This is a genomic window from Actinoplanes sp. NPDC049599, assembly GCF_044465625.1.
Classification (GTDB): domain Bacteria; phylum Actinomycetota; class Actinomycetes; order Mycobacteriales; family Micromonosporaceae; genus Actinoplanes.
The window spans coordinates 333,952-345,788 of the sequence record NZ_JBITLX010000001.1; the positions used below are offsets into that span (position 1 = coordinate 333,952).

At 69.7% G+C, this 11,837-nt stretch carries 12 protein-coding genes; 5 read left to right on the forward strand and 7 right to left on the reverse strand.

Translation table 11 applies throughout. The features are described 5' to 3' along the window. Positions 1-741: 741 nt before the first annotated feature. Complete coding sequence (locus ACIBQZ_RS01520; protein ID WP_396086483.1) at positions 742-1,245, reverse strand: metallophosphoesterase family protein; 504 nt, start codon at positions 1,243-1,245, stop codon at positions 742-744. A 489-nt stretch (positions 1,246-1,734) separates the two neighbouring features. Here ACIBQZ_RS01520 and ACIBQZ_RS01525 point away from each other — a divergent pair, with 489 nt between their 5' ends. Continuing rightward, positions 1,735-3,954 (forward strand): discoidin domain-containing protein, encoded by a 2,220-nt coding sequence (locus ACIBQZ_RS01525; RefSeq protein WP_396086484.1) that lies wholly within the window; start codon positions 1,735-1,737, stop codon positions 3,952-3,954. On the opposite strand, the gene ACIBQZ_RS01530 is transcribed toward ACIBQZ_RS01525, so the two are convergent. Continuing rightward, on the reverse strand, positions 3,938-4,954 hold the full coding sequence (locus tag ACIBQZ_RS01530) for a LacI family DNA-binding transcriptional regulator (RefSeq protein ID WP_396086485.1): 1,017 nt from the start codon (positions 4,952-4,954) through the stop codon (positions 3,938-3,940). The two genes, ACIBQZ_RS01525 and ACIBQZ_RS01530, sit on opposite strands and share 17 nt — an antisense overlap. 143 nt (positions 4,955-5,097) lie before the next feature. Between ACIBQZ_RS01530 and ACIBQZ_RS01535 the strand changes: the two genes are divergently transcribed. The 4 genes from ACIBQZ_RS01535 (at position 5,098) to ACIBQZ_RS01550 (ending at position 8,563) form a co-directional block, all read left to right on the forward strand. Beyond that, positions 5,098-6,153: a sugar ABC transporter substrate-binding protein gene (locus ACIBQZ_RS01535; RefSeq protein ID WP_396086486.1), complete on the forward strand. Its 1,056-nt coding sequence runs from the start codon at positions 5,098-5,100 to the stop codon at positions 6,151-6,153. A gap of 2 nt (positions 6,154-6,155) precedes the next feature. Beyond that, positions 6,156-7,187 (forward strand): ABC transporter permease, encoded by a 1,032-nt coding sequence (locus ACIBQZ_RS01540; RefSeq protein ID WP_396086487.1) that lies wholly within the window; start codon positions 6,156-6,158, stop codon positions 7,185-7,187. Then, on the forward strand, positions 7,184-7,957 hold the full coding sequence (locus ACIBQZ_RS01545; protein WP_396086488.1) for an ATP-binding cassette domain-containing protein: 774 nt from the start codon (positions 7,184-7,186) through the stop codon (positions 7,955-7,957). The genes ACIBQZ_RS01540 and ACIBQZ_RS01545 overlap by 4 nt, the downstream gene beginning before the upstream one ends. Positions 7,958-8,035: 78 nt before the next feature. After that, complete coding sequence (locus ACIBQZ_RS01550) at positions 8,036-8,563, forward strand: DM13 domain-containing protein (protein WP_396086489.1); 528 nt, start codon at positions 8,036-8,038, stop codon at positions 8,561-8,563. Between the two features lie 15 nt (positions 8,564-8,578). Here the strand turns inward: ACIBQZ_RS01550 and ACIBQZ_RS01555 are convergent, their stop codons facing one another. The 5 genes from ACIBQZ_RS01555 to ACIBQZ_RS01575 all read right to left on the reverse strand — a co-directional run bounded on the left by ACIBQZ_RS01555 (position 8,579) and on the right by ACIBQZ_RS01575 (position 11,829). Beyond that, positions 8,579-9,550: an NAD(P)-dependent alcohol dehydrogenase gene (locus ACIBQZ_RS01555; protein WP_396086490.1), complete on the reverse strand. Its 972-nt coding sequence runs from the start codon at positions 9,548-9,550 to the stop codon at positions 8,579-8,581. 2 nt (positions 9,551-9,552) lie between these two features. After that, positions 9,553-9,780, reverse strand: coding sequence for a helix-turn-helix transcriptional regulator (locus ACIBQZ_RS01560; RefSeq protein WP_396086491.1), 228 nt, complete (start codon positions 9,778-9,780; stop codon positions 9,553-9,555). Beyond that, on the reverse strand, positions 9,774-10,202 hold the full coding sequence (locus tag ACIBQZ_RS01565; RefSeq protein WP_396086492.1) for a hypothetical protein: 429 nt from the start codon (positions 10,200-10,202) through the stop codon (positions 9,774-9,776). Before ACIBQZ_RS01565 ends, ACIBQZ_RS01560 begins: the two co-directional genes overlap by 7 nt. A 137-nt stretch (positions 10,203-10,339) precedes the next feature. Next, the gene (gene rhaI / locus ACIBQZ_RS01570) at positions 10,340-11,506 is read right to left on the reverse strand and encodes an L-rhamnose isomerase (protein ID WP_396086493.1); all 1,167 of its coding nucleotides are present in this window, start codon (positions 11,504-11,506) and stop codon (positions 10,340-10,342) included. Next, positions 11,503-11,829 carry an L-rhamnose mutarotase gene (locus ACIBQZ_RS01575; protein ID WP_396086494.1) on the reverse strand — a complete coding sequence of 109 codons (327 nt, stop codon included), beginning with the start codon at positions 11,827-11,829 and terminating at the stop codon, positions 11,503-11,505. The genes rhaI and ACIBQZ_RS01575 overlap by 4 nt, the downstream gene beginning before the upstream one ends. Between the last annotated feature and the right edge of the window lie 8 nt (positions 11,830-11,837).

An 11,837-nucleotide genomic window follows, 5' to 3' on the forward strand; every position in this document is an offset into this window, starting at 1 on the left:
TGGTGCGGAGCTGACCCGAATTCCACAAGTTCGCCAGCAAACCGGCCGCGCTGGCGTTGCCTGGTCGATGTTGTAGCGCTGCGGCGCGGAGCGAGCCCGACCGCTACAAGGTCCGCCGGGACGCCGCCCCGCCCCGCCCCGCCTCGCCCCGCCTCGCCTCGCCTTTGTCTCGCGCCTCTGCCTCGCGCCTCGCGGCCCCTTGCCGGGGCGCCGGGCTGGATTCCAGGTAGATCTTGGATAGTGGTGGTGCGGAGCTGACCCGAACTCTTCAGAGTCCGCCGCCGAGCTGACGTCGCCTGGTCGATGCTGTGGCGCTGCGGCACGGAGTGAGCCCCACCACCACAAGGTCCATCGCAAGAAGGCCGCCCACAATGCCCCGAACCGACGCCGTCTCGCCACGCGGCTCCCGGCGGATCTTGACGCGAGGCCCCAGACCTCATCGCTCCAAGATCCACCAGCCGCATGCCACCTGAAGCACGGAACCGGCGACCGAGCCAACCTCGACTCTCCAAGATTGCCACTGTGGAGGATGCCCCTCGAGGCGATCAGCCCGGCCACAGCCCGGACCCAGGCGACCCGCCCACTTACGGACCGCTACCCGCGCACCCTGTCGCCATCAGCAACCCCACCTGACCCCGACAGCAACCCCGCCCGACCCCGACAGCAACCCCGCCCGACCCCGACAGCAACCCCGCCCGACCCCGACAGCAACCCCGCCCGACCCCGACAGCAAACCCACCCTCACCCTCGCCCGGCAACCCGATGCAACTCCACCTCCACAAGAACCCCCTCCAGCACCACAGCGGTCTGAAAAGTCGCATAAGGCTGCCGCCGTCGATCCGTAGGCGACCCCGGATTCAGCAACCGCAACCCAGTCTCGGCAGTGGTATTCCACGGAATATGAGAGTGCCCGAAAACCAGCACATCCGTCTCCGGAAACCGATCAGCGCAACGCCGCTCCCGCCCCGCAGCCGGCCCCGTCTCATGCACCACGGCCAGCCGCAACCCGTCAATCTCCACCCGCCCGATCTCCGGCAACCGGGCCCGTAATGCCGGCCCGTCGTTGTTGCCGTAGCAGCCGACCAGCCGTTTCGACCGGGCCGTCAGCTCGTCCAGCAGCGGTACGTCCACCCAGTCGCCGGCGTGCACCACCAGGTCGGCCGCCGCGACCGCCGACCACAGCTCGGCCGGGAGGTCGCGGGCCCGCTTCGGAAGGTGGGTGTCCGCCATCAGTACCAACCGCATGACGCCACCCTAGAGCCTCAGATTTGAGGAAGCGCTTCCTGCAAGAAGCACCACACCGTCCCCTTTGGGGTCTCTGCGGCTTTCGAGCCTCTTTCAAGAGCGGGCCCATTCGGGCACGGCGAGCCGCGCCGAAGAACCGTTATCGAGGCCGGTCCCGGCCGTCGTGGGCGGTGCTCGTGCCGACGGCCGCGGGGACCTGTCGCGGCGGCATCGGCGCACGTCGGAACCGGTTCCGGAACCGGTACAGGGGATTCTGGGTCGATCTTGCCGTCCCGCTCCGGCGCAGCTAGGGGCGCAAGTTCCGGGAAATCCGCGCGGCGAAACCTTTCCGCCGATCCTTTGACACATGGCCGTAACGAACTTAGCGTCCAGGAAGCGGTGGAGCGCTCTCTTCGATCGCTCCGCCAGCCATCCCCATCGGGCGCTTTCCCCGGCTCCCGCCCTCGGACGCGTACCCCCGCGCCCGTACCGCTGTGTCTAGGAGAAGCAATGGTCATCCCCGCTCCCTCCGTCGCCCCCGAAGGGCGATCGCGTCGCCGCTGGCGGCTCGCCGCCGGCGGCGCCCTGGTCGCCACCGTCGTCGCCGGCTTCGGCGCGATCACCGCGCTGAGCGCCGAGGCCGCCGAGACCCTGCTCTCGCAGGGCAAGCCGGTCACCGTCTCGTCCTCGGAGAACGCCGGCGCCTTCCCGCCGGCCGCCGCCGTCGACGGCAACACCGGCACCCGCTGGGCGTCCGCGTTCAGCGACCCGCAGTGGTTGCAGGTCGACCTCGGTGCCAGCTCGGCCATCACCCGGGTCGAGCTGAACTGGGAGGCCGCGTACGCCAAGACCTTCCGGATCCAGACCTCGGCGAACGGCTCCACCTGGGCCGACGCCACCGCGGCGACCGCCGGCAACGTCGGCGTGCAGAGCCTGCCGGTGACCGCCACCGCCCGCTACGTCCGGATGTACGGCACCGAGCGCGCCACCCAGTACGGCTACTCGCTCTGGGAGTTCAAGGTCTTCGGTGGCACCCCGACCACGCCGCCGACCACGACCCCGCCGACCGGGCCGACGCTGCCGGGCGGTGGCAGCCTCGGCGCCAACGTGACGGTCTTCGACCCGGGCATGTCGATGGCGTCCATCCAGGCCACCGCCGACACCATCTTCAAGCAGCAGGAGACGAACCAGTTCGGCCTGCAGCGCAACCTGCTGGCGTTCAAGCCGGGCACCTACAACGGCCTGAACATCCAGGTCGGCTTCAACACCTCGGTGATCGGCCTCGGCCAGAACCCGCAGGACGTGCGGATCAACGGTGACATCACCGTCGACGCCGGCTGGTTCCAGGGCAACGCGACCCAGAACTTCTGGCGGTCGGTGGAGAACATGTCGGTCTACCCGGTCTCGGGGGCGAACCGGTGGGCCGTCTCGCAGGCCGCGCCGTTCCGGCGGATGGACATCCACGGTGACCTGAACCTCGCCCCGAACGGCTACGGCTGGGCGTCCGGCGGCTACATCGCCGACTCGCGGATCAGCGGCGTCGAGGGTCAGTACTCGCAGCAGCAGTGGTTCACCCGCAACAGCACGATCGGCTCGAACTCCAACGCGGTGTGGAACCAGACCTTCGTCGGGGTGCAGGGCGCGCCGGCGGCCAGCTACCCGACCCCGCCGTACACGGTGATCGGCCAGACCCCGGTGATCCGGGAGAAGCCGTACCTGTACCAGGCCGGCGGCGCCTACCAGGTGTTCGTGCCGAACCTGCAGACCAACGCCGCGGGCGTGACCTGGGCGAACGGCAACACCCCGGGCACCAGCATCCCGCTGACCCAGTTCTACGTCGCCAAGCCGGGCGACTCCGCCGCGACGATCAACCAGGCACTGGCGCAGGGCCTGAACCTGATCTTCCAGCCCGGCGTCTATCACGTGAACCAGACCATCAACGTGACCCGGGCCAACACCGTGGTCATGGGCCTGGGCTACGCGACGATCATCCCGGACAACGGCGTCACCGCGATGCAGGTGGCGGACGTCGACGGGGTCAAGCTGGCCGGCCTGTTCTTCGACGCGGGCACCACCAACTCGGCGAACCTGCTGGTCGTCGGCCCGAACGGGTCCTCGGCGAGCCACGCCGGCAACCCGACCACGGTCCAGGACGTGTTCTTCCGGATCGGCGGCTCGATCGCCGGCAAGGCCACCAACAGCCTGCTGGTCAACAGCAACAACGTGATCATCGACCACATCTGGGCGTGGCGCGCCGACCACGGCAACGCCGGCACCTACGGCTGGACGGTCAACACCGCGGACCACGGCCTGATCGTCAACGGCCAGAACGTGACCGCGTACGGGCTGTTCGTCGAGCACTACCAGAAGACCGAGGTCATCTGGAACGGCAACGGCGGCCGCACGTACTTCCTGCAGAACGAGCAGCCGTACGACCCGCCGTCGAACGCGGCCTGGCGCAGTGACGGGGTCGGCTACCCGGCGTACAAGGTGGCCGACAGCGTCTCCACCCACGAGGCCTGGGCCATGGGCAGCTACGCCTTCTTCCAGAACAACCCGGCGGTGCACTCGGCGAACGGCTTCCAGGCGCCGGTCAACGGTGGCGTGAAGCTGCACAACATCTTCACCATCTCGCTGGCCTCCGGCACCATCGACCACGTCGTCAACAACATCGGCGAGGCGGCCACGGCCGACGCGGTCGTGCCGCGTACGGTCACGAACTTCCCGTAGGTCCACCGGATATCTCTCCGCTGCCGCGCGGGATCAGGGCCGTCGGAATCCTGATCTCGCGGGGCGGGTCGTCCCGGCCGTCGATACGCTCGAAGAGCGCGTCGGCGGCCGTTCGGCCGATCCGGGCCGGGTCCTGGGCGACCGCCGTGACCGCCGGGTCGAGCAGGTCGGCGAGCGGCAGATCATCGAGGCCGACCAGCGCCACCGACCGGTGCCGGCCGAGCCCGCGCAGCGCCCGGATCACGCCCACGGTGATCGGGCGCCGGCCGGTGACGATCGCCGTCGGGGGATCGGGCCCGTGCAGCAGCAGGATTGCCGCCCGTTCGGCCGCCGGCGGATCGGGCAGGTCGTGCACCACCGGGCCGGGCCGGTCGGCGAGCGCGCGCAGAAAACCGCGCTGCCGGTCGCGGCCGGTTGCCGACCGCCGGTCGCCGCCCAGGTACGCGATCCGCCGGTGGCCGTGCCGCAGGAGGTGCCGGACCGCCTCACCCGCCCCGGCCTCGTCGCCGGCCAGCACGGTGTCGCCGGCGAAGCCGCGGGCGGGCCGGTCCACGAAGACCACCGGGATGTCCGGCGGCAGGTCCAGCGCCAGGTAACCCTGGTCGGGGCCGACCGGCGCGAGGATCAGCCCGTCGGTGTGCCGGCGGGCGAAGGCCCGGGCCTGTTCCCGCTCCCGGTCGGCGTCCTCGTCCAGGCTGCCGGTGAGCAGGAGCAGCCCGCGTGATCGGGCCGCGTCCTCGACCGCCCGGTGCAGCACCGCGGAGAACGGGTCGCCGACGTCCTGGAGCAGCAGGCCGATGGTCCCGGTCCGGCGGTCGTTGCGGCGCAGCAGGCTGGCGCCGAGGTGCGGCCGGTAGTGCAGCGTGGCGACCGCGGCGCGGACCCGGGCGACCAGTTCGGGATCCACGGTGGTCTCGCCGTTGACCACCCGGGAGACGGTCTTCAGGCTGACGCCCGCGTGGCGGGCGACGTCGTTCATGGTGGGCCGCCCCTCCGTCATGGTCCCCCCATCGATCGGGTGTCGCCGATGTTGATCACGGAGCGCAACACTGTCGAAACTTATTGTTGACACCCGATGCGCCGAGTCGTCTACTGCAAGACAACGTTGTCTCTCGATTTCTGCTAAATCGATTTGGAGGGGACATGCGCCAATCAATGCTGATGCAGCGCGGGCGCCTCGGGCCGGCCCTGATCGCCGCGACGCTGGTGCTCGGCGCCGCGGCCTGCGGTGGCGACTCCGGGTCCGACGGCGACGCGATCGTCGGGCTCATCACCAAGACGGACACCAACCCCTTCTTCGTCAAGATGAAGGAGGGCGCGCAGCAGGCGGCCGACAAGGCCGGGCTGAAGCTGCAGAGCTTCGCCGGCAAGCAGGACGGGGACAACGAGGCCCAGGTGCAGGCGATCGAGAGCCTGATCTCGGCGGGCGCCAAGGGCATCCTGATCACCCCGAGCGACTCCAAGGCGATCGTCCCGTCGATCGACAAGGCCAAGCAGCAGGGCATGCTGGTCATCGCGTTGGACACCCCGACGGACCCGGCCAACGCCGTCGATGCGACGTTCGCGACCGACAACTACCAGGCCGGCAAGCTCATCGGGCAGTGGGCCAAGGCGAAGTTCGACAAGGAGAGCAAGCAGGCGAAGATCGCCATGCTAGACCTCAATGCCAACCAGGTCTCCGTGGACGTCAAGCGGGACCAGGGCTTCCTCGACGGCTTCGGCATCCCGGTGGGCGACGCCAACAAGATCGGTGACGAGTCCGACCCGCGCATCGTGGGGCACGACGTGACCGACGGCGCCGAGGACGGCGGCCGGACGGCGATGGAGAACCTGCTGCAGAAGGACCCGTCGATCAACCTGGTCTACACGATCAACGAGCCCGCGGCGGCCGGCGCGTACCAGGCGCTGAAGGCGGCGGGCAAGGACAAGGCGGTCACGATCGTCTCGATCGACGGCGGCTGCCCCGGCGTCGACAACGTCAAGGCCGGCGTCATCGGTGCCACCTCGATGCAGTTTCCGCTGAAGATGGCCTCGCTGGGCGTCGAGGCCGTCGCGGCCTTCGTCGACAACGGCACGAAGCCGCAGGCGACCCAGGGCAAGGACTTCGTGGACACCGGCGTCACCCTCATCACCGACCAGCCGCAGACCGGCATCCAGGCCGAGGACTCGGCCTGGGGCAAACAGAACTGCTGGGGCTGATCATGACGACCGTCACCAAGGAAACACCGCCGCCGCCGGACTTCGAGGTCCGCCGGCACGACTCCCTGGGGCTGCGGCTGCAGCACCTGCTGCACGGCAATCCGACGCTCGGCCCGCTGGCGGTGCTGATCGTCGCGATCATCGCCTTTTCCTTCGCGAACACCCGGTTCTTCTCCGCCGCGAACCTGTCGCTGGTGCTGGCCCAGGTCACCGTCATCGCGGTGCTGGCGCTGGGCCAGACGCTGATCATCCTGACCGCGGGCATCGACCTGTCGGTCGGCGCGGTGGCCGTCTTCTCGTCGATCCTGATGGCCAGCTTCGCCACCAAGATGGGCATGCCGGGCCTGCTGGCGCTGCTGCTCGGGCTCGTCGCGGGCACGGCGATGGGAGCGCTCAACGGCTTCCTGGTCACCCGGATCAAACTGCCGCCGTTCATCGTCACGCTGGGCACGCTGAGCATCTTCTTCTCGCTGAACTCGGTGGTGTCCAAGAGCGAGACGGTCCGCGGCTCGGACATGCCCGACCTGATGACCTGGACCGGCACCACGATCCCGATCGGCGGCTTCCGGCTCACCTACGGCTCGATCATCATGCTGCTGCTGTTCGCCGGGTTCTTCTACGCGCTGAGCTCCACCGCGTGGGGCAAGCACGTGTACGCGACCGGCGACGACATCGAATCGGCCCGGCTGGCCGGCATCAGGACCAACCGCGTGCTGTTCTCCGTCTACACGGTCGCGGGCCTGCTGTACGCGGTCGGCGCCTGGATCCTCATCGGCCGGCTGGCGTCGGCCAGCCCCAACGTCGGCGTCGACTACAACCTCGACTCCATCACGGCCGTGGTGCTCGGCGGCACCAGCCTCTTCGGCGGCCGCGGCGGGGTGCTCGGCACCCTCATCGGCGCCCTGATCGTCGGCGTCTTCCGCAACGGCCTGCAACTGGCCGGCGTGGAGGTCGTCTGGCAGGGCTTCGCCATCGGCCTGCTGGTGCTGGTGGCGGTCTCGCTCGACCAGTGGATCAGGAAGGTGAGGACGTGACCACGCCGGTACTGCAAGCCCGCGGCATCACCAAGCGGTACGGCCGAGTCACCGCGATCGAGAACAGCGACCTGGAGCTCTACCCGGGCGAGATCCTCGCGGTCATCGGCGACAACGGCGCCGGAAAATCGAGTCTGATCAAGGCGCTCTCGGGCGCGGTGGTACCGGACAGCGGCGAGATCTATCTCGACGGCACGCGGGTCCACTTCCGCACCCCGATGGACGCACGGGCCGCCGGGATCGAGACGGTGTACCAGACGCTGGCGGTCGCGCCGGGGCTGGACATCGCCGACAACCTGTTCCTGGGCCGCGAGGAACGCAAGCCGGGCATCCTCGGCTCGGTGTTCCGGATGCTCGACAAGGCGCACATGCGCTCGGAGGCCAAGCGCCACATGAACGAGCTGGGCGTGGCGACGCTGCAGAACATCGGCCAGGCGGTGGAGTCGCTCTCCGGCGGCCAGCGCCAGGCCGTGGCGGTGGCCCGGTCGGCGGCGTTCGGCAGCAAGGTGGTGATCCTGGACGAGCCGACGGCGGCGCTGGGCGTCAAGGAGGGCAACCGCGTCCTGCAACTCATCCGGGACGTCCGGGACAAGGGCCTGCCGGTGATCCTGATCAGCCACAACATGCCGCACGTCTTCGAGGTGGCGGACCGGATCCACATCCAGCGGCTGGGCCGGCGGGCGACCGTCATCACCCCGAAGAGCCACTCGATGTCCGAGGCCGTCGCCATCATGACGGGCGCGGCCGAGCCACCACCGCACGCGGCCTGACCGCAGGGCGGGGCCGTAAGGAACCGGTAATGAGCTGGATGGTTCCGCCGGCTCCGCCCGCGGTGTTGACTCGGGAACGTGCTGAAACGCGTGTTGTCCAAGCCCGTGACCTGGGTCGTGGTCGTCCTGCTCGGGGTGGCCGGCCTCTACTGGTTCCAGCCCTGGCGGCTGTTCACCGACACCACCGTCACCGAGACGCTGTCCACGGTTGCCACCCCGAGCCCCGGTGAGTCGTCCGCCGCCGGTCCGCCGGCCGAGGCGGTGGTCGTTCGCTCCGGCTCGTTCATCACCCACGAGCATGCGACGGCGGGCACCGCGCGGCTCGTCCGCAATCCCGACGGCAGTCACCAGGTGGAGCTGGTCGGCCTCGACACCTCGAACGGGCCGGATCTGCGGGTGTGGCTCACCGACCAGGAGGTCCGGGAGGGTTCGGCGGGCTGGCGCGTCTTCGACGACGGCAAGTGGTCCGAGCTGGGCCGCCTCAAGGGCAACCGCGGCGATCAGGTCTATCCGGTGCCGGCCTCGGTCGCGGTCGACGACTACCGCAGCATCAGCATCTGGTGCAAGCGCTTCGCCGTCTCCTTCGGAGCCGCGACTCTGCGGTAGGGCGGGCGGGTGCCGTCACACGGTGATGACGATCTTGCCGGCCGAGCGGCTCGCGGCGAGGTCGCGGATGGCCTCGGCCGCGTCGGCGAGGGCGTAGGTGTTCCCGACGTGCGGGGTGACCCGGCCCGACTCGATCAGGCCGGTCAGCTCTTCGAGCTCCGGGGTGCGCACGAGGGCGGTCACGCCGCACAGGCGCTGGCTCAGGAAGGGCGAGATCACCGGTGCGGCCATCTGGCGCTGGAAGCCACCCATGATCCGGCCCTTGGCGTGCCCACCGCCGACCAGCGCGATGGTCCCCTTGGGCGTGGCGGCGCGGCGCAGCAGCGACAGCGGCCGGTTTCCCGCCAGGTCGAGGATGACGTCGTACCGGCCGCCGTCGCGGTCGATCTCGTCCCGGGTGTAGTCGATGACCTCGTCGGCGCCGAGCGAGCGGACCAGCTCGACCTTCGAGGTGCTGCACACGCCGGTCACGCTCGCCCCGTGAGCCTTGGCGAGCTGGACGGCGAACGATCCGATGCCGCCGCCCGCGCCGGTGATCAGCACCCGCTGCCCCGCGCGCACCCGCCCGTCCCGGATGCTCTTGAGCGCCGTGACGCCGGAGACCGGGGTCGCCGCGGCCTGGACGAAGGAGATGTTCGCCGGCTTGACGGCGAGCCGGGTCTCCTTCGCCGCCGCATACTCGGCGAACGAGCCTGACTCGCAGACGCCGTACACCTCGTCGCCGGGCCGGAACCGGGTGACGCGGGTGCCCACCGCCGACACCACGCCGGCGACGTCCATCCCGCGCACCGGCACCCGGGGCCGGCGCAGCCCGAAGGCGAGGCGGGCGGCGTACGGCCGGCCGGTCATGACGATCCACACGCCGGGGTCGACCCCCGCGGCGCGGACCTCGACGAGCACCTCGTCGTCGCCGATCGACGGCCGGTCCATGGTGCGCGGCTTCAGCACTTCGGCCGGGCCGTAGGCGTTCTGAGCGATGACTTGCACGGTCACTCCTGGGAGGTGTCGGGATACTGGAACACGTCGTCGAGGGGGACGCCGAAGACCCGGGCGATCCGGAAGGCCACCTCCAGGGACGGCGAGTAGCGGCCCTGCTCGATCGCGATGAGGGTCTGCCGGGTCACGCCGACGCGTGCGGCGAGGTCGGCCTGGGTCATCTCGCCGTGCGCGAAACGCAGTGCTCGGATGCTGTTGGTGACCTGCGTCGCCTTCACCATTGCGGCAGGCTCCGGCGGTAGACGACGACCTTGGTGACGCCGGCGAGAATCGCGGACAGGACGAAGCAGAGGTAGACCACGTTGGCGATCCAGAAGTGGTCCCAGTCCGCCATCGCCATGAGCATCGCCGCGACCGCGCCGATCACCACGAACGACTGGCCGACGTGCTCACCGAGCCGGCCGATCTCGCGATCACGGTCGTCGGTCACCCGGGAGGCGCGCGGGTTGCCGGCCGCCATCGCGGCCTCGGCCAGGATCGCGGCGACGATGGCCGCACCGACCGTCCACAGCAGGATGCCCGCGTAGGGCACCGACGCCAGCGGGCGCCCGTTCCGCCCGGCCAGGATGACGGTCACGTACGCGGCGTAGCCGAGGACGGCGACCACCAGCCGGATCCAGGCGCGTTTCTCCTCGTGTGTCACGGTCGCCCCTCGCTGCGATGTACAGAATCTTTGACATCACGAAGGTAGCGAATTCTTGACACAATGTCTAGAAAATTTGACATGCCCCACCGGATGGGCGGGCGGGAGCCGCCTTCGGGCCGCCCCCGCCCGATGCGTCAGGCGCCCCAGCCGGCCTGTTCGCCGCCGACCCGGTCCTCGACGATCTTTTCCTGGTAGCCGCTGCGCCGGTACGCCTTCACCGGGTCCGGGTCCAGGCCCGCGTCCGCGCGCACCTCGGCCAGCAGTGGCCGGACGTCGGTGTTGTACGCGTCCATCAGCACCGCGTTCGCCTCCAGCACGTCGCCGTCGGTCTGTGCCTTGCTCAGCGCGTCCCGGTCGACCAGCAGGGCCTTGGCCGTGGCTTCCTGGATGTTGAGCACCGAGCGGATGATCGCCGGGATCTTCGCCTCGATGTTGTGGCACTGGTCCAGCATGAAGTTGATGCCGTAGGCCGGGTCCAGCGCGTCGCCACGGACGATCTCGTACATGATCCGGAAGAGCTGGAACGGGTCCGCGGCGCCGGCCATCAGGTCGTCGTCGGCGTAGAAGCGGCTGTTGAAGTCGAAGGCGCCGAGCTTCCGCTGCCGCAGCAGGAACGCCACGATGAACTCGATGTTGGTGCCGGGAGCGTGGTGGCCGGTGTCGATGCACACCGTCGCCTTCTCGCCCAGCTCGATGCAGTGCGCGTACGAGGTGCCCCAGTCCGGGATGTCGGTGGCGTAGAAGGCCGGCTCGAAGAGCTTGTACTCCAGCAGGATGCGCTGGTCGGGGCCGAGCCGGTCGTACGTCTCGCGCAGCGCCGCGGCCAGCCGGTCCTGGCGGTGGCGCAGGTCGTCCTGGCCCGGGTAGTTGAGGCCGTCGGCGAACCACAGCTTCAGGTCGCGCGAGCCGGTGGCGTCCATGATGCCGATCGCCTCGAGCAGGTGATCGGTGGCCTTGCGCCGTACCCCCGGATCGGGGTTGGTGACCGAGCCCAGCTTGTAGTCGTCGTCCTGGAAGACGTTGGTGTTGATGGCCCCGATCCCGACGCCGAGCGATGCGGCATAGGAACCGAGCGCGGCGTAGTCGTCCACCTTGTCCCACGGGATGTGCAGCGCGACGGTCGGCGCCACCCCGGTGAACTTGTGCACGACGGCCGCGTCGGCGATCTTCTCCCGCGGGTTGCGGGGGACGCCGGCCTGGGCGAAGACCTTGAACCGGGTGCCGGAGTTGCCGAAGGCCCACGACGGGGTCTCGATGCGCTGCGCGGTGAGGGCGCGTTTGACGGCGGCGAGGTCGATCATGGGTTCTCCCAAGGATCCGATAGGTGGAACACCTCGGTGAGCAGCGGGAACCCCTCGGTCGGCGCGGTGCCGACGAAGAAGGGCGCCATTTCCGCCTGCCACCGGGTGTTGACGTCCAGCGCTTCCATGGCCGCCCGGGACGCCTCGAGGTCGTCCGCCTCGACGTAGCCGATCAGCAGGCCGTCGGCGCGCAGGAAGAGCGAGTAGTTGCGCCAGCCGGTGGCCCGCAATGCGTCCTGCATCTCGGGCCACACGGCCTGGTGCCGCTCCACGTACTCCGCGATCCGGTCCGGGCGGACCTGGAGGTTGAAGCAGTAGCGCATCTCTGCCT